The sequence below is a fragment of the Alcanivorax sp. VBW004 genome (genome assembly GCF_009718865.1).
Lineage (GTDB): Bacteria > Pseudomonadota > Gammaproteobacteria > Pseudomonadales > Alcanivoracaceae > Alcanivorax.
In genome coordinates this window covers 1,585,627-1,605,375 of the sequence record NZ_WNHC01000001.1, presented here as the reverse complement: position 1 = coordinate 1,605,375, position 19,749 = coordinate 1,585,627, and the positions used below count along the sequence as shown (strand labels likewise).

Below are 19,749 nucleotides of genomic sequence, written 5' to 3'. Positions count from 1 at the left end.
CTAAAGAACCAGATCTTAACGCGGGGGATGAACGGTCAAACAAGCGGGACAGGCGCTACGGGCGTAGCGCCTTGGGCATGGAGAAGCGGATGTTTTCTTCACGGCCAGGGATTTCTTCGGCGTCTTCGCCTCCCAGGCCTTTGAGGGTGGCGATGACTTGCTGCACCAGGTCTTCAGGCGCGCTGGCGCCGGCGGTGACACCGACAGTGGTTTTCCCTTTCAGCCAGTCCGCATCAATCTGCGACGGCTCGTCAATCAGGTAGGCATCCGCACCACAGCGTTCGGCCAGCTCACGCAGCCGATTGGAGTTGGAGCTGTTTACCGAACCGACCACCAGCACCAGACCACACTCCAGCGCCAGCTGGCGTACGGCATCCTGGCGGTTGGTGGTGGCATAGCAGATATCTTCGCGCTTGGGACCAAGAATGGCCGGAAAGCGCTGGCGCAAGGCATCAATGACTCTGGCGGTATCGTCCACACTCAGGGTGGTCTGGGTCACGAAGGCCAGTTTGCTCTCATCGCGCACCGTCAGGCTCGCCACGTCGGCTTCGTCTTCCACCAGATAAATGTCACCGCCATAGGATTTGTCGTATTGCCCCATGGTGCCTTCCACTTCCGGATGGCCGGCATGACCAATCAGGATACTTTCGCGGCCTTCCCGGGCATACCGAATGACTTCCATATGCACCTTGGTGACCAGCGGGCAGGTCGCATCGAAAACCTGCAGCTGGCGCCGCTCGGCCTCATCCTGCACCGCTTTGGAGACACCGTGGGCGCTGAAGATAACAATGGCGTCGTCCGGCACTTCGTGCAGCTCTTCCACAAACACCGCGCCGCGCTGACGCAGGTCCTCCACCACATAGCGGTTATGCACCACTTCGTGACGGACATGAATCGGTGGCCCGAACACTTCCAGAGCGCGGTTGACGATGTCGATGGCACGATCCACGCCAGCACAGAAGCCACGGGGATTAGCGAGACGAATTTCCATAATTCAGCTGATAGTTGACTGTGGATAATGGACAGCGGAAAGCCAGAAACATTCCTCCTGCCCGCTGTTTGAACGCCTACCCATGAACGTTCCTCTCTTCACCGGCGGCTGTCCACCGTCAACGGTCAATTGAGGGTTACAGGCTGCTCGGGGGCGTGACGTTCGATACCGATGATCTCCACTTCAAAGGTGAGATCCCGCCCTGCCAGCGGGTGATTGAAGTCCACCATCACCCACTCATCGTCCGCCTTGGCGATCACGCCTGGCAGCTCGGCACCGGCCGCATCGGCGAAACTCAGCACCATGCCGGGCTCCAGGGAATCGTGCTCGGCAAAGGTGTCGCGGGTGAAATGCTGCACATTCTGCTCGTTGTACTCCCCGAACGCCTTGGCGGCTTCCAGGAAAACGCTGCGACGATCACCGGCCTTGAGACCACGAATGGCATTTTCAAAGCCCGGCAGCAGGGACTCATCCCCCCACACAAAAGAGGCGGGCTCACCATCGAAGGTGGAATCCAGGTCCGTGCCGTCCATCAGTCGCACGGCAAAATGCAGGGTAATCCGGGTCTCCGGGCCTGCGCGCAGTAACTCAGTCATTGTCTTTGGGCTCCTTTCTGGCTCCCAGCAGCATATCCAGCAGAATCAATCCGGCGCCGATAGTGATGGCGGTGTCAGCAATATTAAAGGCCGGAAAATGATAATCGCCCCAGTAAAAGTCGAGGAAATCCACCACATGCCCCAGCACCAATCGATCGTAGAAATTGCCCAGGGCTCCGGCAAGAATCAGCGACAGGGCTACCCCTTGCAGTTTCTCGGCAGCGGTAAGCCGGGCCAGCCAAATCAGAATCATCACCGAGGCGCCCACCGCAATAGCCGTAAAGAACCAACGCTGCCAGCCGCCAGCATCAGCCAGAAAACTGAATGCGGCGCCGCTGTTATAGGCCAGGGTCAGATTGAAGTGCGGAAACACTTCCAGCCGTTCATACAGGGAAAACACCGCGACCACTTCATGCTTGGTCCATTGGTCCAGCGCGACAATCAGCGCCGTCAGCCACAACCAGGACAATTGCCCAGGCAGCCATTTTTTTGCACTGTCCAGCGCTTGGCGTCCGGCATTCGGCGTATTATCAGGCATAGTGTCGAACCTCACCGTCACCATCCACATTGGTGATACAGCGCCCACACAATTCCGGGTGTTCAGCGTGGCTGCCCACATCCGGCTGGTGATGCCAGCAACGAGCACACTTGCTGTGATCCGAGGCCAGCACCTGTACTTTCAATCCCGCCACAGCAGTGTCTTCCAGTTCCGCCGGCGCTTCCGCCAGTGGCTTGAGCACAGCGGCAGAAGTAATGGTGACAAAACGCAATTCATCACCCAGGCGCTGCAACAACGCATCCTGTTCGGCGTCCACAAACAGCACGACCTCGGCACTCAGGCTACCCTTGATCAACTTGGCAGCACGAGCCCCTTCGATAGCCTTGTTCACTGCCTGCTTGGCGTCCTGCACCTTGTCCCAGAACGCCCGGCCCATATCGGCATCGTCGGCCAGCGCAAACAGGCCGTCGTACCATTCGGTCAGGAACACGGAATCGAGCCGCTCGCCAGGCAGGTTCTCGTAGATTTCCTCGGCGGTGAAGCTGAGCACCGGCGCCATCCAGCGCACCAGCGCCTGGGCGATATGGTACAAAGCCGTCTGACAGGAGCGCCGTGCCACGGAATCGGCCTGGGTGGTGTACTGGCGATCCTTGATGATATCGAGGTAAAAACCGCCCAAATCCAGTGCGCAGAAGTTATGCAGCTTCTGGTAAACCTGATGGAAGTGATAGCCGTCGTACAGGTCTTTGATCTCGCCCTGCACTTGCAGCGCCCGATCCACAATGTAACGGTCCAGCGCCAGCATTTGCTCCGGCTGCAGCGCATCCGTGGCGGGCTCGAAACCGCTCAGATTGGAGAGCAGGAAACGGCTGGTATTGCGGATACGGCGATAGCTGTCGCCCATCTGTTTGAGGATATCCTTGGACACGGACATCTCGCCCCGGTAATCCGTGGCGCAGACCCACAGGCGCAGAATATCCGCACCCAGGTCATTCCAGACTTCCTGCGGGGCAATCACGTTGCCCACCGACTTGGACATCTTGCGACCGTGCTCGTCCACGGTGAAACCGTGGGTCAGGACGGTGCTGTAAGGGGCCGCATCACGAATCGCCAGGCTGGTCAGCAGTGACGACTGGAACCAGCCACGATGCTGATCCGAGCCTTCCAGATACAGGTCCGCCGGCGCGCGCAGCTGCTCGCGCTGGTCCAGCACGCAATAATGGGTAACACCGGAGTCAAACCAGACGTCCAGTGTATCGGTGACCTTGCTGTACTGATCCGCGTCGTCACCCAGCAGCTCCGCCGGCTCCAGATCAAACCAGGCATCAATGCCTTCTTTCTCCACCCGCTCGGCAACCTGTTCGATCAGTGCCGGGGTTTGCGGATGCAGCTCGCCGGTTTCCCTGTTCACGAACAGGGCGATCGGCACACCCCAGGTGCGCTGGCGGGAAATACACCAGTCGGGGCGATCGGTCAGCATGCCTTCGATGCGCGCCTTGCCCCACTCGGGCAACCACTGCACCTTGTCGACTTCCTGACGGGCACGGGGCAACAGGCCCGCTTGATCCATGGACACGAACCACTGCGCCGTCGCACGGAAAATCAACGGCGTTTTATGACGCCAGCAATGCGGGTAGCTATGTTCAATTTTCGCCAACTTGACCAGATTGCCGCTGTCTTTCAGCGCCTCGATCACCGGCTCGTTGGCCTTGCTCACATGCAGGCCACCCACCACCGGCAGATCATCGCGGAACAGGCCGTTATCCAGCACCGGGCTGATCGGATCCAGGTCGTACTGCTTGCCCACCACAAAGTCGTCGGCACCATGGCCCGGGGCGGTGTGTACCAAGCCGGTACCCGCGTCGGTGGTAACGTGCTCACCGAAGATGACCGGCACCTGGGCCTCCAGGAAGGGATGCTGCAAAGGCATCATTTCCAGCTTGCTGCCTGTGACGGTCGTCGAACGGGACACATTGTCCAGCCCCCAGCGCGCCACCAGATCATCGGCCAACGCCTCAGCCACCAGCAACTCACGGGCCACGCCGTCCTGCTCGCCGGAAAGCAGCACATAATCCAGCTCCGGGTGCACTGCCACCGCCCGGTTGGCCGGCAGAGTCCAAGGGGTGGTGGTCCAGATCACCAGCGCCGGGGCGCTGGCTTCAATGCCTGAGCGGGCAACGAAGTCCGCCACATCCACCACCGGAAACGCCACATCGATGGCCGGCGAGGTTTTGTCTTCGTATTCCACTTCCGCTTCCGCCAACGCGGAGGCGCAATCCAGACACCAATGCACCGGCTTGAAGCCCTGCTGCAGGTGACCGTTGTCCACGATCTTGCCCAGCGAGCGGATGATGTTCGCCTCGAAGGCAAAATCCATGGTCAGGTAGGGGTTATCCCAGTCGCCAAACACGCCCAGACGCATAAAGTCCGACTTCTGCCCAGCCACCTGTTTGCTGGCGTATTCGCGGCATTTCTTGCGGAAGGTACCGGCGTCGACCTTGTGTCCGGCCTTGCCGACTTTCTTCTCCACCATCAGCTCGATGGGCAGACCATGGCAATCCCAGCCCGGCACATAGGGCGCATCGAAGCCCGCCAGTGTGCGGGACTTGACGATCATGTCCTTGAGGATCTTGTTCACCGCGTGGCCGATATGAATATCGCCGTTGGCGTAGGGAGGGCCATCATGAAGAATGAACTTGGGCCGACCGGCAAAGGTCTCACGAATCTTCTGGTACAGCTGTTTTTGCTGCCACTCTTTGAGCCGCGCAGGTTCACGCTGGGACAGGCCGGCTTTCATCGGAAAGCCGGTTTGGGGAAGGTTTAGCGTTGCCTTGTAGTCCGTCATGATTCCGCTTATTACACCGTAGGCATATCAAAAAAAGCCCGAACCGCATCCACATCCTGCCGGATGGCAGTCTTGAGCTGGTCCAGATCCGCGAATTTTTCTTCCGGGCGCACATAATGGCGAAAAGCCACGGTCAGGTGTGCGCCATAAAGGCTGTCTTGATGCGTGTGCTGCGCGTCGCCCGAACCACCCGCCGAATCACTGTAATCCAGCAGATAAACTTCCAGGCGATTTTCCGTGCCATTCACCGTGGGCCGCGTGCCCATATTGGCCGCCCCTGGCTGATCGACCAGCCCGGCACCGGTGACCGCCACCGCGAAGACGCCGTGCAAGGGGGACTGCAACCGTTTCAGCGCCAGATTCACCGTGGGCAGGCCGAGGGTCCGGCCGATCTTGTCACCATGGCGCACCCGCCCACTGATGGCAAAAGGCCGCCCCAGCAGGCGCTCTGCCAGCGCGAAATCGCCGTCACACAACGCCGCCCGCACGCGCGTACTGGACACCCGCTCACCATCGACCTCACAGGTAGCGGTATCCGTCACCGCAAAACCGAACTGCTGACCGGCCTGTTGCAGGTAGGCAAAATCACCGTCCCGGCCACAGCCGAAACGGAAATCATCCCCTACCACCAGATATTCCACGCCCAGGCCATCCACCAACAGGGCTTTCACAAAGGCCTCTGCGGTCAGTGAGCGGAAACGCTCATCAAAGCGCACACACAGCACCTGATCCACGCCGGCTTCGCGCAGGGCGATCAACTTGTCGCGCAGCGACATCAGCCGTGGCGGCGCGGTCTGCGGGGAAAAGAATTCCTGGGGCTGCGGCTCGAACAACATCACCGTGGATTTCAATCCACGACGACGGGCCTCTGCGATCACCTGATCCAGAATGCGCTGATGGCCCTGATGCACCCCATCGAAATTGCCGATGGTGGCCACACAGCCGCGATGCGTGTCGCGCAGATTGTGAATGCCGCGAATCAGTCGCATCTCACCCTCATATCAAAAGACGCCCGATTATACAGAGTTGCGCAGGCCCACGACACACGCCCGGGCGCCACAATGCGAAATCACTACCGGCGCAGATGGCGCACCCGCAAACCTAACACCACCAGTGACGACAGATAAATCACCACGCCAGCAGCCACAATCAGCGACAGCCAGCCAACCCGCGACCACACCCCGGCCTCATTCCACACCGTCGTCTGCAACGACAACCAGTAGCAAGCCGCCACCATGGCGGCCCCTGCCAACAGCATCCGCAACCATTGCAACGCCCAGCCCGGCAACGGCTGATACACCCCACTGCGGCGCAGCCCCAGATACAGCAACCCGGCATTCAACCAGGCCGACAGCGCCATGGCCGAGGCCAGCCCCACATGGCGCCATTCCCACACCAGCAGTGCACCCAGCAACATATTGGCCAGCATGGCCAACACCCCGATCCGCACCGGGGTGCGGGTATCCTGGCGGGCGTAGAAGCCCGGCGCCAACACCTTGATCAGCATGGCCGCCAGCAACCCGGCGCTGTAGGCCCGCAGCGAGGCCGCCGTCTGCGTCACATCAAAGGCGGAAAATTCCCCGTACTGGAACAGCGTAGACAGCAGCGGCTCGGCCAGCGCGAACAACGCCAGCGCCGCGGGCAAGCCTATCAGCAGCACCATGCGAATGGCCCAATCCAGGGTGCGCGAGAACGCCTCTGGCGAGGCATCTGCATGCTTGCTGGACAGACTGGGAAGAATCACGGTGCCAATGGCCACCGCAAAAATGCCCAGCGGCAGCTCGATCAGCCGGTCCGTGTAGTACAGCCAGGTCACCGACCCGGTTTCCAGCATGGAGGCCAAAATCGTGTTGACCAGGGAGTTGAGCTGATAGACCGACGCCCCGAACAGGGCCGGCGCCATCAGTTTCATGATCTTGCGCACACCCGGGTCACGCCAGCCCATGCGCGGGATCGGCATCAGATTCAGCCGGGCCAGGAAGGGCAACTGGAATAACAACTGCACCACCCCGGCGATCAACACCCCCCAGGCCAGGGCCACCGCCATGCGGTCTTCGGCAAAATGCGGCGCCAGAAACAGGGCGCAGCCGATCAGGCTCAGGTTAAGCAATACCGGAGTGAAAGCCGGCACGGCAAAGCGGTTCCAGCTATTGAGAATGCCACCGGCGAACGCCGTCAGCGCAATAAAGAAAAGATAAGGGAACGTCAGGCGCAGCATCTCTACCGTCAGCGCCCTTTTTACCGGATCATCGCCAAAACCGGGTGCAAACACCCAGATAATCGCCGGCGCGGCCAGCACACCCACCAACGTCACCAGCACAAGGGTTCCCCCCAGGGTGCCGGCTACCCGGTCCACCAGCAATTTCGTGGCGGCCATGCTGCCATTGCTGCGGTATTCGCTGAGCACCGGCACAAAGGCCTGGTTAAAGGCCCCTTCGGCAAACAACCGGCGCAGGAAATTGGGAATTTTCAGGGCCACAAAAAAGGCATCGGCGCCGGCGGACGCGCCCAGCATTCGGGCGATCACCACATCACGCACCAGCCCCAGCACCCGCGACAGCATGGTCATGGTCGCCACCACGGCGGTGGAGGCCAGTAAACCTGCCTTTTTCGGGGGTTGCTCGGGGGTATCAGTCATGGTCGCTCCAGGAAACCGGTGAAGGTTAACGAAAGGCCACCCAAACCGCCAGAGACGCGCATGCCGATCATCATTTCAGCAGGCTTTTCCCATTGACACAGGCCGCCTTGATCGGCATAGTTGCGCGTCTTTAGACCGTGACCCGTGTGTTTTTTGACCATAGATTGGCTTCCAATACTCAGGTCGGCCCACAGGGCCAGTGTCGTAAACCGAATTTGACCTCGAATTTTAGATAGGAGCAGGACCTTGGCTAACTCACCGCAAGCACGCAAGCGTGCGCGTCAGGCGGAAAATCGCCGTCAGCACAACGCAGCGATGCGCTCCATGGTGCGCACATACCTGAAGAAGGTGAACGCGGCTATTGCGTCCGGCGACCAAGGCAGCGCTCAGGAAGCTTATAACCAAGCGGTGTCTGTGCTGGACAAAGCCACCCGCAAGGGCAAGTTTCACCCGAACAAGGCCGCTCGTCACAAGAGCCGCCTGAACACCAAGATCAAGGCGATGGCTGCCTGATCCCTTGGTGGACATAAAAAAACCGGCCTCGAGCCGGTTTTTTTATGTCTGAAGATCAGTATCGAGTTGCGAGAAGCGAGTTTCGAAAATCCAAACCGGTCTTGCCTTTCGCTTCTCGAAACTCGCTCCTCGCTTCTTCGCGTCAAGCCTCCGGCGTCAGGCTTCCGGCGTCAAACACCACCAGATTATCCCGGTGGATCAGCTCTTCCTCATTCATAAAGCCCAGAACCCCTGCGATCTCGGCGCTCTTCTTGCGGCAAATTCGGCGCGCATCCGCCGCATCGTAATTCACCAGGCCACAGCCGATCCGCTCGCCCTGCTCATCCTCACACGCCACCATCTCGCCACGGGAAAACTGGCCGAACACATCCACCACTCCCACCGGCAGCAAACTCGAGCCGCCATCACGCAAACGCGCCACCGCCCCGGCATCCAGCACCAGGCGCCCGCGCATCTGCAAATGCCCGGCCAACCACTGCTTGCGGGCGTTCATGGGCGAGGTATCCGGCAACAACGTCGTACCCGGCCCCTGACCATCCGCCAACTCGATAAGCACTTCCGGGCTACGCCCGGAGGCAATAGTGGTAATCGCACCCGAGCGAGCGGCCAACTTGCCAGCCCGCACCTTGGTGGCCATACCACCGCGCCCCAATAAACCGCCGCCACCAGCGACACGGGCAATGGTCGGGTCCGAGGCTTGGGCCTCGCGAATCAGATTAGCATCGGCATTGTTGCGCGGATCCGCATCGAACAGACCTTCCTGATCCGTGAGAATCAGCAGCCGGTCCGCCTCTACCAGATTCGCCACCAGCGCCGCCAGGGTATCGTTATCCCCAAAACGGATTTCGTCGGTGACCACGGTATCGTTCTCATTCACCACCGGCACCACACCAAATCCCAGCAGGGTCAGCAAGGTAGAGCGAGCATTGAGATAGCGCTTGCGATCAGACAGATCGTCGTGGGTGAGCAGCACCTGGGCGGTATGCAACTGATGCTGCTGAAAGCGGGACTCCCAGGCCTGCACCAACCCCATCTGCCCCACCGCAGCGGCGGCCTGCAATTCATGCACGGAATCCGGACGCACCGACCAGCCCAGCCGGGTCATCCCCTCTGCCACCGCCCCGGATGAGACAATAACCACTTCGATGCCGCGCTCACGCAGCGCCACCATGCGGTCCACCCAGGTTTGCATGAGCGCACAGTCCAGCCCCTTGCCATCATTGGTCAGCAGGGCACTGCCTATCTTGATTACCCAACGCTGGCGATCCGCCACGCTCACTCCTTATTCCCGGGGCCGAACATCTGATAATACTTGCCGCTCGCGCAGCAAAAGCTGCTCGCTAGGGCTCGTAGACGATTTCCACATCGTGATCATCGTCGTCGTCATTGTCATTCTGGCGAGCACGACGCGACTCCGCCTTGAGCTCCTGCACCTTCTCCCGTGCCTCTTCTTCCAGACGGGCACGCAGGTCCTGCTGGGCGGCGGCGTAGGCCGCATCCTCTTCCTCAAGACGACGGCGATCCTCAATGGCATTCATCAGGGCGTAAACCAGATCCTCACAGCCCACACCAGCGGCGGCCGAAACCTTGAACACCGGCCCCTGCCAGCCCAGTTCATCCACGATGGCATCCGCCTGCTCCCGGGCCTCGTCATCGGCCATCAGGTCGATCTTGTTGAAGACCAACCAGCGTTCCTGCTCCGCCAGTGCCGGGGAAAACCGGTCCAGCTCATCAGCGATCGCATCAATATGATTCGCCGGGCTGGAACCGTCCATGGGCGCCAGATCCACCACGTGCAATAACAAACGGGTGCGCGCCAAATGCTTGAGAAAACGGATCCCCAGGCCAGCACCATCCGCCGCCCCTTCGATCAGGCCGGGAATGTCCGCCACTACAAAGCTGCGGTAGCGGTCCGCCTTCACCACCCCGAGATTCGGGATCAAAGTAGTAAACGGATAATCCGCCACTTTCGGCTTGGCCGCGGAAATGGCACGAATCAGCGTGCTCTTGCCCGCATTGGGCATACCCAGCAGACCCACATCCGCCAGCACCTTAAGCTCCAGACGCAAGCGCCGGGACTCGCCGGGCTTACCCTTGGTGGTTTTACGCGGCGCCTGGTTCACACTGCTCTTGAAGTGGATATTGCCCAGCCCGCCACGACCGGCCTGGGCCACCATCACTGGCTTGTCGGTGGCAGTCAGGTCCGCCAGCACCTCTTCCGTATCCAGGTCGACCACGGTGGTACCCACCGGCACATACAGAATGACATCGTCAGCGGATTTGCCGGTCATCTGCCGACCCTTGCCCGGCTCACCATTCCGCGCCTTGAAAATACGGTCGTACCGGTAATCCACCAGGGTGTTGATATTGGTATCGGCCTGCACATAGACATGACCGCCGGCACCACCGTCTCCGCCGTCCGGCCCGCCGAACTCCACGTATTTCTCGCGACGAAAGCTCAGACAGCCGTCACCGCCCTTTCCGGCATGGACATCAATAGTGGCTTCATCGACAAATTGCATGGGGAACAGACTCTCAACGGGGTAGATGCCATTTTACGGCATAAGGTACGACTTGGAACACGGAAAACACATACAAAAAAGCCCCGCGGGCGAGAGCCTCACGGGGCTTTGAGAACCTGTTCGCGCTCTATACACAGCAGCGCCGGAGTCAATTTTGTCGCCAGGTCGTGATTGCGTTTGTGTCGTGTAGTCATTCTACATAAGCAATCGCAATCGCGAACTGGCGGCAAAAGGGGCCCGGCCCTTCGGGTTGCCACTAAAAAAACCGCCATGCTGTGTTGTGAACCTTGAACTTGACCCGTCAGGCCCTACGGTTCACGCCTTGCCTGGCGGCTTTTTCAGTGGCAACGCTGTTGCGTATAGAGCGCGAGCAGGTTCTTACCGATCCCTCAGGATCAGGCCACAGGCTCGATTACCACATATTTGCGGCTCAGCGGGCCTTTGACTTCAAACTTCACACGACCGGTTTCCTTGGCAAAGATGGTGTGGTCTTTGCCCATGCCGGCGTTTACGCCAGCGTGGAATTTGGTGCCGCGCTGACGAACAATGATTTCGCCTGCACTAACAACCTGGCCGCCATAGCGTTTCACGCCAAGGCGTTTACTTTCCGAATCGCGACCGTTACGAGTACTACCACCGGCTTTTTTATGCGCCATGTCTCAATCCTCTCTACTCAATTTCTAAAAATCAGGTCTTAAGGATCAGCCCTGGATCCCGGTGATTTTCACCGCAGTGTACCACTGACGGTGACCCTGTTGCTTACGGGAATGCTTACGGCGACGGAACTTCACAATCTTGATCTTCTTGTGACGGCCCTGCTCCAGCACTTCCGCGGTTACCTTGGCACCATCCAGCATGGGCTGGCCGACTTTCACGTCGTCGCCATTGGCAACCAGCAGCACCTGGTCGAAATCAACGGATTCGCCGGTAGCTACTTCAATTTTCTCGATGCGAACAACATCGCCTTCTTCAACGCGATACTGCTTACCACCGGTTTTGATTACTGCGTACATGTGTGTGCTCCAGCACAACTCCACTCAGGCGGGCGATCCACGGCGCCCCCAACACTGTAACAGTGCGGGAAACAGCCACCACCACTTGCAAGCCAGGCAGAGGATGAAATTGGGTCGCGAAGTGTACGCGAAGCAACCAGGACCTACAAGCCTTTCCTGCCCGCCTTGACCCAGTGATCACGCGGGCTGCGGTTTCCTTGACTACCCGCCAGCCACTGCTAGCATTGCCCGCTGTCGCGCCACCCTTTGTCTGGACCTGAATACATGGATTTCAAGGCTATCTATGCCGTCGTCGATGACGACTTCGAGGCGGTGAACCAGTTTATCAGTCACCACCTGGATTCCAACGTCCCCCTGATCCGCGAAGTGGGCGATTACATCATTCAATCCGGCGGCAAGCGGCTACGCCCGCTGATCGCCATTCTTTGCGCCCGGGCCGCCGGCTATCAGGGCGATCGCCACGTGGACGTGGCCGCCATTATTGAGTTTTTGCATACCGCCACCCTGCTCCATGACGACGTGGTGGACGAATCCAACCTGCGCCGCGGGCGCCCCACCGTCAATGCGGTGTGGGGCAACGCCGCCAGCGTGCTGGTGGGCGACTTCCTGATTTCCCGCGCCCTGCAACTGATGGTTGCCCTGCGTCACCCGCGCCTGCTGGACATTTTCTCCCAGAGCACCAACACCATTTCCGAAGGGGAAGTACTGCAGCTGATCAATGTGCGCGACCCCAATACCAGCGAAGAGAACTACATGCGGGTGATTCACCACAAAACCGCCAAGATGTTCGAATCGGCGGCGGAAACCGGTGCCGTGCTGGGCGCGGACCAGGTCAGCGATCATGTGGACGCCTTTGCCACCTATGGCCGCCACCTGGGCATCGCTTTCCAGCTGATCGACGACGTGCTCGACTATCAGGGTGACGCCAGCGAACTGGGCAAGAATGTGGGCGACGACCTGGCCGAAGGCAAACCCACCCTGCCGCTGATCTATACCATCGCCAACGGCTCCCCTGAACAGGCCTCCCTGATCAAGGATGCCATTCGCAGCGGCGGCCTGGAACATCTGGAACAAATCGTTGAAACCGTTCGGGCCAGCGGCGGTCTTCAATATACGGTGGACGAGGCAGCAGAGCAGACCCGCATTGCCCTGGCGGCTATCGACCATGTGCCCGCCTCACCGTACAAGGATGCCCTGTTCCGCCTGGCGGAAGAGTCACTGAAGCGCACCTACTGAGCGTACCGACCCACTAAGGAGTTACCATGCTGCGTGCAGCCCTGATTTTGACCGCAACCACCCTGTTTGCCGGTTGCGCCCTGAGCCCCCAGATGATCAACGTGGCCCCCAAGGCAGACGTTGAAGCGGCCAATATCGGCCAGAATCAGCCGGTGCAGGTTATCGCTGTGGATTCCCGTGACCAGAGCGCCTTCGGCACCCGCGGCGGCGTCTACAAGGAAACCGCCCTGGTTCAGCCCGCCAACGACGTGAAAGCCGCCATTGAAGACGCCGTGCGCAAAGGGCTGCAAACCCAGGGCTTTAACGCCTTCAACGCCGGTGCCGACGCCACCCGCCTGGAAGTGCGCCTGGAACAGCTGGACTACGTGCCCGAGGAAGGCTCGGTGGTAAACGAAGTCACCCTGTCGCTGACGCTTCTCGCCGAAGCCACCCGTGGTGATGTGGTGCACACCGGCACCTACAAGAGCAGCGTGATCCACGACCTGCCGCTCACCCCCACCGCCGATCGCAACCAGACCATGGTCAACGAGATCCTCAGCGGCGCCATCACCCGCATGCTCAACGACCCTAAAATGCAGGCCTTCCTGGCCGGCAATGACACCCCCTGATGCCCGCCAACCGCGTTGTCATCCATTATTGCAGCCAGTGCAACTGGCTGCTGCGTAGCGGCTGGTATGCCCAGGAGCTGCTCGCCACCTTCAGTGATGAACTGGACGAAGTCGCCCTGCAACCGGGCACCGGCGGCGTGTTCTGGATTGAGGCCAACAGCCAGCCAATCTGGGAGCGCAAGGCTGACGGGGGTTTCCCGGAAATCACCGAGCTGAAACGACGGGTGCGGGATGTGGTCTGCCCGGAGCGGGAGCTGGGGCATATTGATCGCAAGGACACCTGATAACACCACCCCTCCAATCGCGCTGTAGGAGCGTCGCTGGCGGCGCGATAACCAGAGTTTCGAGTTGCGAGAAGCGAGTTTCGAAAGGCAAACCCCAATACACGGCAAAGCCCGATGATTTTCGCTTCTCGCTTCTCGCTTCTCGCTTCTCGCTTCTCGCTTCTCGCTTCTCGCTTCTCGCTTCTCGCTTCTCGCTTCTCGCTTCTCGCTTCTCACTTCTCGTAACTCGGGACTGGGCTACTCATTCTCCGGCCGCACATCCACCTGCGGCTCTTCACTGCCAAATGGCACCGCCACCGTAAACAACAGCGGCTGGCAGCACACCTGGCAGTCCTCCACGTATTCCTGCTCTTCCACCGAAGGATCCACCAACACCTCGATGGCCTCCCAGCAATGCGGACACTGAACCGTCACTGGCAACAACCCCGCCATTAACGCCCTCCTGTGGTTTCCACGCCCCCGGCCAACCCCAACTGTGCGATCCAGCCCGGTTCCTGATTGTCTGGCCAGGGTTCAGGTTGCCCCTGCCCCCACACCGGCCCAGGCCAGCAAGGGTCATCCGCAAAGCGGGCGATGATATGCACATGCAGCTGCGGCACCATGTTACCCAGCGCACCGATGTTGATCTTGTCTGCGCCGGTCACCTGTTCAAGCTGGCCTGCCAGCGCATTCACCTGCGCCAGCAACGCCTGCTGCTCATCCACGGGCAGATGATGCCATTCGCGCAGTCCGTCCCGCTTGGGCACCACAATAATCCAGGCAAACCGCTGGTCGTTCATCCACCGCAACCAGCAAAGCTCTGTTTCTCCCAGAGCCCGGGTGTCGGCAGCAAGACGGGGATGAAGCGAGGCCATAATCTCTCCTTAAGCAATACAACCCATGGCACCACAGACCGGATTCAACGCCAAACCGGCGCTAACCATCCAGCCAGTCTACGGCTCAGCCGCCACCCTATGGGCGATAATCTGACGGACTGCGGGCGGTCCAGCGGCGGAACGCGCGGGCAAAATTCGACGCATCGGAATACCCCAGCGTCATCGCAATCTCGTCCACGGTTTTTTCGGACTGGGTGAGATATTCCACCGCCAGCCCTTTGCGCAGCCCATCCAGCACTTCCTGGTAACTGGTACCCAGCTGCTGCAGCTTGCGCTTCAGGGTCCGCGATGACATATGCAGCTCGCCGGCCACTTCTTCCACCCCGGGGAAACGGCCACCACCGCCCAGAATAATCCGCCGCACCTGCCCCAGCAGCGGCGGCGGCAGCTTGATGCTGGCCATTTCCTGCTCACACTGGTCCGCCGCCATTCTCGCCAGGCGCGGATCCGCAAACTGCAGCGGGTACTGCATCCGCTCCACCGGAAAACGCATCTGGTTATAGGCACAATCGAAATAGACCGGCACCGGCATCACCGGGCGCATGCGCGCAAAATAATCGGGTTCCGGGTAGGAAAAACGCAACTCACCAATCACATCCAGCCCCGGCACCAGCTTTTCACCCATGAAATGGAAACTGGAGAACAGGCTTTCCATGATCAACGGCGCCAAGTCACCCAATGCCAACAGCTCGTTGATCTGCATCACGGCCATGTCGCCATCGGTAAAGGTTTCCAGCTGCACCAGGGTGCTGCGGGTACGGAAATATTTCACCGCCAGCTCCAGCGCCTCTCCCAGAGTGGCACTGCTCATGGCCGCATAGCCAAGAAAACCATGGGACGACAGAGTCATGGACGCGCCCAGCTCCCAGCCCAGCCAGGGTTCACCGGATAACGCCATGGCCCGTGTCGCCACCACTTCAAAATCCTGGGCGGTGATGCGCGCCTGGGGGTCGCGCCAGCAACCAGGTTCAATGCGGGTGTCTGCCAGCAACGTTTCCGTGGCCACACCACGCCGGGACAACACATCCAGCAACAACGCCAGATATTCTGCTGATACGGAGTACTCCGTCGGGTCCATTTTTAGAATTGTCATGACTGCATTCCGATTACGCTGCGCTGGCCCCAAATGACCGAATAGGCCACCATAGCGTCACCACGCGGCGCTGACAAGTAACTCACGTTTACTTGCCAACAAACCAAGCGCTTGGTAGGTTCCCTCTTTAATCTGCACAAAGCTCGGGAGAGCAGCATGAGTACACCGTCACTAAAAGGGAAAACCCTGTTCATCACTGGCGCCAGCCGCGGCATTGGCAAGGCTATCGGGGTGCGTGCCGCCCGCGACGGAGCCAACATCGTCCTGTTCGCCAAAACCACAGAACCCCACCCGAAACTACCCGGCACCCTGTATACCGCCGCTGACGAAATTCGCGAGGCCGGCGGCACACCGTTGATCTGCGTGGGAGACATTCGACACGAAGACCAGCTCCAAGCTGCCGTGGACAAGGCGGTTTCTACCTTTGGCGGCATTGATATCCTGGTCAACAATGCCAGCGCCATTGCCCTCACCGGCACCGAAGCCACCAGCATGAAGTCCTATGACCTGATGCATCAGATCAACAGCCGCGGCACCTTCCTCGCCAGCAAGCTGTGCCTGCCACACCTGCGCAAGGCGGAGAACCCCCACATTCTCAACCTGTCCCCGCCACTGAACATGACTCCACACTGGTTTGGCCGCCATGTGGCCTACACCATGGCCAAATACGGCATGAGCCTGTGCGTGCTGGGCATGGCCGATGAATACCGGGGCAAAGTCGCTGTGAATGCGCTGTGGCCGAAAACCGTGATCAACACCGCCGCTGTGCAGAATCAGCTCGGCGGCGTACCAGCGGTGCAGGCAGCGCGCCAGCCCTCCATCATGGCCGATGCCGCCCACGCCATCCTGTCTCGCCCCATGGCCAGCGCCTCCGGGCAGTTTTTCATTGATGAAGAAATTCTGAGAGAAACCGGCACGACGGATTTCAGCCCGTATCGGGTCGACCCGGCACTGGAAGACAACCAGCTGCTACCGGACTTTTTCCTGGACTAGGCAGACCAGGCAACCGCACAGGGCGGGCTCGCAGGCAGGGGTTACCAAAATTGTCACTTGCTGCCGCACCCCGCCGGCCACCCTGTACCCTTTTTCATAGCAAATTTTTAAGTCTTTGTTATGAAAAGAGAAAAATGGCAACCCGCGACTGGCACAGTTCTCGCTTTATTGATCCCAAACCACAGGGAACAGTGCCATGAGCAAGATACTGACCTTACACAAACACCGCCCCGAAACGGCCCTGAAGAACCTGAACCGGCTCACCGGGCTGGATTTTCAGAGCTGGCCGGAATCGCTGATCGACAACGGCGACGCCACAGTGCGTGCGCAGGACAGCGAAGACACGGACAGGCCGGCGGCCCCGCAACGCGTCAGCCGACAAGGCTGACACAAGCATTCAGGCAACTGACTGTACGGAAAGCAGAATCAGTAGTTGGAAATCAACTTGTCGGAAGACTTCAGTGCCGCACCGCGTCGCTGCATGAACAGCTCCTCCACCACGTGGGTCATGGCGGGGTCCGCCAGACGCAGGGAAATCTGCACCTGCTCCACCTCGGCACTCAACTTCAACCGAATGGACCCTGACAACAGGGCACTGCCCTCGCCACCCACATCGGCCGTATCCACCAACACCGCCTTGTCATTCTTGTTATCGATATAGCGCACCAGCAGCTGCACCTTGCCCGGTGAACCTGCGATACGCACCCAGGACGCCACATTGAACTCGGCCTCCCATTGGCGGGCACGGGCCGGGCGGCCATCCGCCCAGATTCGGGAGGGCACCTTGGCGATAAACTTTTCAATCATGTCGCTCTCTCTAAGCCGGTACAGTCTTTTTTGCCAGTGTACGCATGAGACGAAATCCCGACCATGGTCGGTTTGGCGTACTGACTTTGATGGATATCACACCTTGGAACTTCACCGTCACTTTTCCCGTGTCTAATTGTTAGACACTTCCTCGCAGCTCTAGCCGAAAGAATCCTTACTCTTTGTCCACGCAGCGCGACAAACGTTGCAGCGAATTTTTTTCTTTTTCACCGGACAACGTTAAGGAATGATCGAAATGGGCGAACTGAAAGATCTCCGCGAACAAAGCGAATCTCTGGTAAACCGTGCCAAGGAACTGGGCAACAAGCTCTACCTGGCAGGCCTGGGCGCCTATGAAAAGGCCGAGGAAGGCTCCGAAGAGCTGCTCAACAAATACGTCGAAAACGGCTCCAAAGCCTTTGGCGACGATGCCGAAAGCAAGCCCAAAGCCCTGCTGGCAAGCCGTGGCGCCCTGGTTGCCGCTCGCGAACTGCTCGACAGCGCTCCGGAAAAGCGTCAGGCCCTGTACGAAAAACTGCTGGAAGCCGGCAAGAAAGAGCGCGGCGAGAAAGCCGAAGAAACCAATGAATACCTGCTGGCCGGCCTGGGCGCTGTTGCCACGGCTCGCGAAGAAGGCGAGAAACTGTTCAACGAACTGGTTTCCACCGGCGAAAAACGCTCCTGATTCTGTTTTACCGTTAATGCTGTAAACCGTGTTGTTTTAATTCTGCTTACTCTCCTTTTGGGGCCCCGATTTGGGCCCCTTTTCTTTGCCTTCCCTCTCACAGGCGCCACCCGCCCCTTCTGTCACCATTTCACCTTGTGCACACGCCTCCCATGGCGCTAGCCTTGATGCAACTGTAGACATAACAAGAAAACCCGCGAGGTTTTACCCATGGCCGACGACCGTCGCCGAAAACGCCCCACCACCGCTACTGGCCGCTTGTTCCGCCTGACCGGCATGACCACCTCTATCGCAACCCGGGTGGCGGGCCACCAAGTCAAAGGACTTTTTCAGTCGGACCAGTCCAAAGCGGCGGACCGGGAAAAGCTGCTGCAACACATCGGCAAGGAAGTGGCAGCAACGCTTGGGGAGATGAAAGGCGCGGTCATGAAAGTGGGCCAGATTGCCTCCCAGATGCAGGACATACTGCCTGCCGAAATCAGCGATCAGCTGAAAGTCCTCCAGAATGCTTCCGCCCCCATGCCGTTCCATGTGATACGGCGACAACTGGAGCGCGAACTCGGCGCGCCGCTCAACGAATTATTCACCCGGTTCGATGAACAACCCTTTGCCGCGGCCTCCATTGGCCAGGTGCACTACGCGCTGACCCCGGACGGCGCCGAGGTGGTGGTAAAAGTGCAATACCCGGCAGTCAAGGAATCCATCGACTCGGACATGAAGCACCTGCGCCGCATTCTGCGCCTGGGCAGTTTGCTGAAAGTGGATGAAGCGGCACTGGATGCGGTATTCAGGGAAATTCGCAATCAGCTCCATGAGGAACTGGATTACCGACAGGAAGCCAACAACCTGGAGCATTTCCAGGTCTTCCACCAGGACCAGCCCTGGCTGGTGATCCCCCGGGTTTTCCCGACCCTCTCCAGCGAGAAGGTGCTGACACTGAGTTACGAAACCGGCACCGCACTGGACCAGGTGGACGATGCACACGGCTTCGACCAGAGCACCCGTAACCAGCTGGGTGAGCGACTCTTCGATGCCATCGGCCAGCAAATTTTTCAGTTACGTGCGGTCCATTGCGACCCTCACCCTGGCAACTTTGCCTTCCGCCCGGATGGCACCATCGTGATCTACGACTTTGGCGCGGTAAAGCGCCTGCCTGAGCAGGATGCCGAATTGCTGAAACGCCTGGTGCGCACCGCCATCAACAAAGAATGGGGCGCTCTGGACACCCTGCTGCTGGAGCTGGGTGCCCGCAAAAAAGATACCCGGGTCAGCGATGATTTTTATGCGGTCTGGATCGAGCTGTTACTGCGCGCCTTTGATAACGAGCCCTACGATTTCGGAGATTCACAGCTGCATACCGACATCATGCGTCAGGTGAAGCGCACTCCACTGGAGCAGATGCTCAAATTCCAGCCCTCCTCGCGCAGCCTGCTGGTCGAACGGGTCATCAGCGGGCATTACTGGACCATGATGAAACTCGGCGTGAACACCGCATTTCGCCCCAACCTGGAAAAAGCGATCAACGCAGCAGCCCCCGGAGACTGATGCACG

The 19,749-nt window shown here is 59.5% G+C and carries 23 protein-coding genes; 8 read left to right on the top strand and 15 right to left on the bottom strand.

What is annotated here, in order from left to right:
• Positions 1–55: 55 nt before the first annotated feature.
• From ispH to F1529_RS07370, 7 genes are all read right to left on the bottom strand, one after another.
• Positions 56–991 (bottom strand): 4-hydroxy-3-methylbut-2-enyl diphosphate reductase, encoded by a 936-nt coding sequence (gene ispH / locus F1529_RS07400; RefSeq protein ID WP_155133327.1) that lies wholly within the window; start codon positions 989–991, stop codon positions 56–58.
• 125 nt (positions 992–1,116) lie between these two features.
• The gene (locus F1529_RS07395) at positions 1,117–1,587 is read right to left on the bottom strand and encodes a peptidylprolyl isomerase (RefSeq protein WP_155133324.1); all 471 of its coding nucleotides are present in this window, start codon (positions 1,585–1,587) and stop codon (positions 1,117–1,119) included.
• The gene (lspA, locus tag F1529_RS07390; protein WP_155133320.1) at positions 1,580–2,125 is read right to left on the bottom strand and encodes a signal peptidase II; all 546 of its coding nucleotides are present in this window, start codon (positions 2,123–2,125) and stop codon (positions 1,580–1,582) included. The genes F1529_RS07395 and lspA overlap by 8 nt, the downstream gene beginning before the upstream one ends.
• The gene (gene ileS / locus F1529_RS07385) at positions 2,118–4,931 is read right to left on the bottom strand and encodes an isoleucine--tRNA ligase (protein WP_155133316.1); all 2,814 of its coding nucleotides are present in this window, start codon (positions 4,929–4,931) and stop codon (positions 2,118–2,120) included. Before ileS ends, lspA begins: the two co-directional genes overlap by 8 nt.
• Positions 4,932–4,942: 11 nt before the next feature.
• On the bottom strand, positions 4,943–5,920 hold the full coding sequence (ribF, locus tag F1529_RS07380) for a bifunctional riboflavin kinase/FAD synthetase (RefSeq protein WP_155133315.1): 978 nt from the start codon (positions 5,918–5,920) through the stop codon (positions 4,943–4,945).
• Positions 5,921–6,003: 83 nt separating this feature from the next.
• Positions 6,004–7,569 (bottom strand): murein biosynthesis integral membrane protein MurJ, encoded by a 1,566-nt coding sequence (gene murJ / locus F1529_RS07375; protein ID WP_155133312.1) that lies wholly within the window; start codon positions 7,567–7,569, stop codon positions 6,004–6,006.
• Complete coding sequence (locus tag F1529_RS07370; RefSeq protein ID WP_155133308.1) at positions 7,566–7,730, bottom strand: hypothetical protein; 165 nt, start codon at positions 7,728–7,730, stop codon at positions 7,566–7,568. The genes murJ and F1529_RS07370 overlap by 4 nt, the downstream gene beginning before the upstream one ends.
• A gap of 85 nt (positions 7,731–7,815) precedes the next feature.
• Here F1529_RS07370 and rpsT point away from each other — a divergent pair, with 85 nt between their 5' ends.
• Positions 7,816–8,082 (top strand): 30S ribosomal protein S20, encoded by a 267-nt coding sequence (rpsT, locus tag F1529_RS07365; RefSeq protein ID WP_011587742.1) that lies wholly within the window; start codon positions 7,816–7,818, stop codon positions 8,080–8,082.
• A 142-nt stretch (positions 8,083–8,224) separates the two neighbouring features.
• Here the strand turns inward: rpsT and proB are convergent, their stop codons facing one another.
• The 4 genes from proB to rplU all read right to left on the bottom strand — a co-directional run bounded on the left by proB (position 8,225) and on the right by rplU (position 11,617).
• Positions 8,225–9,355 carry a glutamate 5-kinase gene (gene proB / locus F1529_RS07360; protein ID WP_290518422.1) on the bottom strand — a complete coding sequence of 377 codons (1,131 nt, stop codon included), beginning with the start codon at positions 9,353–9,355 and terminating at the stop codon, positions 8,225–8,227.
• A 67-nt stretch (positions 9,356–9,422) separates the two neighbouring features.
• A complete protein-coding gene (cgtA, locus tag F1529_RS07355; protein ID WP_155133306.1) occupies positions 9,423–10,604 on the bottom strand; it encodes an Obg family GTPase CgtA in 1,182 nt (393 codons plus the stop codon).
• A 395-nt stretch (positions 10,605–10,999) separates the two neighbouring features.
• Positions 11,000–11,260, bottom strand: coding sequence for a 50S ribosomal protein L27 (gene rpmA, locus F1529_RS07350; protein ID WP_007149973.1), 261 nt, complete (start codon positions 11,258–11,260; stop codon positions 11,000–11,002).
• Positions 11,261–11,305: 45 nt separating this feature from the next.
• Positions 11,306–11,617 carry a 50S ribosomal protein L21 gene (rplU, locus tag F1529_RS07345; RefSeq protein WP_007148862.1) on the bottom strand — a complete coding sequence of 104 codons (312 nt, stop codon included), beginning with the start codon at positions 11,615–11,617 and terminating at the stop codon, positions 11,306–11,308.
• 264 nt (positions 11,618–11,881) lie between these two features.
• Between rplU and F1529_RS07340 the strand changes: the two genes are divergently transcribed.
• From F1529_RS07340 to F1529_RS07330, 3 genes are read left to right on the top strand one after another with little or no spacing between them, the layout of a single operon-like run.
• Positions 11,882–12,853, top strand: coding sequence for a polyprenyl synthetase family protein (locus F1529_RS07340; protein ID WP_155133303.1), 972 nt, complete (start codon positions 11,882–11,884; stop codon positions 12,851–12,853).
• A 26-nt stretch (positions 12,854–12,879) separates the two neighbouring features.
• Positions 12,880–13,461 carry a YajG family lipoprotein gene (locus tag F1529_RS07335; protein WP_155133300.1) on the top strand — a complete coding sequence of 194 codons (582 nt, stop codon included), beginning with the start codon at positions 12,880–12,882 and terminating at the stop codon, positions 13,459–13,461.
• Positions 13,461–13,745: a SelT/SelW/SelH family protein gene (locus F1529_RS07330; RefSeq protein ID WP_155133297.1), complete on the top strand. Its 285-nt coding sequence runs from the start codon at positions 13,461–13,463 to the stop codon at positions 13,743–13,745. Before F1529_RS07335 ends, F1529_RS07330 begins: the two co-directional genes overlap by 1 nt.
• A 237-nt stretch (positions 13,746–13,982) precedes the next feature.
• On the opposite strand, the gene F1529_RS07325 is transcribed toward F1529_RS07330, so the two are convergent.
• From F1529_RS07325 to F1529_RS07315, 3 genes are all read right to left on the bottom strand, one after another.
• Complete coding sequence (locus tag F1529_RS07325) at positions 13,983–14,177, bottom strand: CPXCG motif-containing cysteine-rich protein (RefSeq protein ID WP_155133294.1); 195 nt, start codon at positions 14,175–14,177, stop codon at positions 13,983–13,985.
• Complete coding sequence (locus tag F1529_RS07320; protein WP_155133291.1) at positions 14,177–14,599, bottom strand: HIT domain-containing protein; 423 nt, start codon at positions 14,597–14,599, stop codon at positions 14,177–14,179. Before F1529_RS07320 ends, F1529_RS07325 begins: the two co-directional genes overlap by 1 nt.
• A 97-nt stretch (positions 14,600–14,696) precedes the next feature.
• Entirely contained in the window at positions 14,697–15,713 is a 1,017-nt protein-coding gene (locus tag F1529_RS07315) for an AraC family transcriptional regulator (RefSeq protein ID WP_063537251.1), read from the bottom strand.
• Positions 15,714–15,869: 156 nt separating this feature from the next.
• Here F1529_RS07315 and F1529_RS07310 point away from each other — a divergent pair, with 156 nt between their 5' ends.
• The gene (locus F1529_RS07310) at positions 15,870–16,706 is read left to right on the top strand and encodes an NAD(P)-dependent oxidoreductase (protein ID WP_155133288.1); all 837 of its coding nucleotides are present in this window, start codon (positions 15,870–15,872) and stop codon (positions 16,704–16,706) included.
• A gap of 196 nt (positions 16,707–16,902) precedes the next feature.
• Positions 16,903–17,094 (top strand): hypothetical protein, encoded by a 192-nt coding sequence (locus F1529_RS07305; RefSeq protein ID WP_155133285.1) that lies wholly within the window; start codon positions 16,903–16,905, stop codon positions 17,092–17,094.
• Between the two features lie 38 nt (positions 17,095–17,132).
• Here F1529_RS07305 and F1529_RS07300 read toward each other — a convergent pair whose 3' ends face one another.
• A complete protein-coding gene (locus F1529_RS07300; protein WP_007148508.1) occupies positions 17,133–17,513 on the bottom strand; it encodes a hypothetical protein in 381 nt (126 codons plus the stop codon).
• 256 nt (positions 17,514–17,769) lie between these two features.
• On the opposite strand from F1529_RS07300, the gene F1529_RS07295 reads away from it, so the two are divergent.
• Together F1529_RS07295 and F1529_RS07290 are read left to right on the top strand one after the other, a co-directional pair.
• Positions 17,770–18,198, top strand: a complete 429-nt coding sequence (locus F1529_RS07295) for a phasin family protein (protein ID WP_039926830.1) — start codon at positions 17,770–17,772, stop codon at positions 18,196–18,198.
• A 210-nt stretch (positions 18,199–18,408) separates the two neighbouring features.
• Positions 18,409–19,743 (top strand): AarF/ABC1/UbiB kinase family protein, encoded by a 1,335-nt coding sequence (locus F1529_RS07290; RefSeq protein ID WP_155133282.1) that lies wholly within the window; start codon positions 18,409–18,411, stop codon positions 19,741–19,743.
• The last annotated feature ends 6 nt before the right edge of the window (positions 19,744–19,749 follow it).

Excerpts from the sequence above, each read along its gene's own strand:
- ispH (WP_155133327.1), bottom strand. The coding sequence starts at position 991 with ATGGAAATTCGTCTCGCTAATCCCCGTGGCTTCTGTGCTGGCGTGGAT.
- F1529_RS07395 (WP_155133324.1), bottom strand. The coding sequence starts at position 1,587 with ATGACTGAGTTACTGCGCGCAGGCCCGGAGACCCGGATTACCCTGCAT.
- lspA (WP_155133320.1), bottom strand. The coding sequence starts at position 2,125 with ATGCCTGATAATACGCCGAATGCCGGACGCCAAGCGCTGGACAGTGCA.
- ileS (WP_155133316.1), bottom strand. The coding sequence starts at position 4,931 with ATGACGGACTACAAGGCAACGCTAAACCTTCCCCAAACCGGCTTTCCG.
- ribF (WP_155133315.1), bottom strand. The coding sequence starts at position 5,920 with ATGCGACTGATTCGCGGCATTCACAATCTGCGCGACACGCATCGCGGC.
- murJ (WP_155133312.1), bottom strand. The coding sequence starts at position 7,569 with ATGACTGATACCCCCGAGCAACCCCCGAAAAAGGCAGGTTTACTGGCC.
- F1529_RS07370 (WP_155133308.1), bottom strand. The coding sequence starts at position 7,730 with ATGGTCAAAAAACACACGGGTCACGGTCTAAAGACGCGCAACTATGCC.
- cgtA (WP_155133306.1), bottom strand. The coding sequence starts at position 10,604 with ATGCAATTTGTCGATGAAGCCACTATTGATGTCCATGCCGGAAAGGGC.
- rpmA (WP_007149973.1), bottom strand. The coding sequence starts at position 11,260 with ATGGCGCATAAAAAAGCCGGTGGTAGTACTCGTAACGGTCGCGATTCG.
- rplU (WP_007148862.1), bottom strand. The coding sequence starts at position 11,617 with ATGTACGCAGTAATCAAAACCGGTGGTAAGCAGTATCGCGTTGAAGAA.
- F1529_RS07340 (WP_155133303.1), top strand. The coding sequence starts at position 11,882 with ATGGATTTCAAGGCTATCTATGCCGTCGTCGATGACGACTTCGAGGCG.
- F1529_RS07335 (WP_155133300.1), top strand. The coding sequence starts at position 12,880 with ATGCTGCGTGCAGCCCTGATTTTGACCGCAACCACCCTGTTTGCCGGT.
- F1529_RS07330 (WP_155133297.1), top strand. The coding sequence starts at position 13,461 with ATGCCCGCCAACCGCGTTGTCATCCATTATTGCAGCCAGTGCAACTGG.
- F1529_RS07325 (WP_155133294.1), bottom strand. The coding sequence starts at position 14,177 with ATGGCGGGGTTGTTGCCAGTGACGGTTCAGTGTCCGCATTGCTGGGAG.
- F1529_RS07320 (WP_155133291.1), bottom strand. The coding sequence starts at position 14,599 with ATGGCCTCGCTTCATCCCCGTCTTGCTGCCGACACCCGGGCTCTGGGA.
- F1529_RS07315 (WP_063537251.1), bottom strand. The coding sequence starts at position 15,713 with ATGACAATTCTAAAAATGGACCCGACGGAGTACTCCGTATCAGCAGAA.
- F1529_RS07310 (WP_155133288.1), top strand. The coding sequence starts at position 15,870 with ATGAGTACACCGTCACTAAAAGGGAAAACCCTGTTCATCACTGGCGCC.
- F1529_RS07305 (WP_155133285.1), top strand. The coding sequence starts at position 16,903 with ATGAGCAAGATACTGACCTTACACAAACACCGCCCCGAAACGGCCCTG.
- F1529_RS07300 (WP_007148508.1), bottom strand. The coding sequence starts at position 17,513 with ATGATTGAAAAGTTTATCGCCAAGGTGCCCTCCCGAATCTGGGCGGAT.
- F1529_RS07295 (WP_039926830.1), top strand. The coding sequence starts at position 17,770 with ATGGGCGAACTGAAAGATCTCCGCGAACAAAGCGAATCTCTGGTAAAC.
- F1529_RS07290 (WP_155133282.1), top strand. The coding sequence starts at position 18,409 with ATGGCCGACGACCGTCGCCGAAAACGCCCCACCACCGCTACTGGCCGC.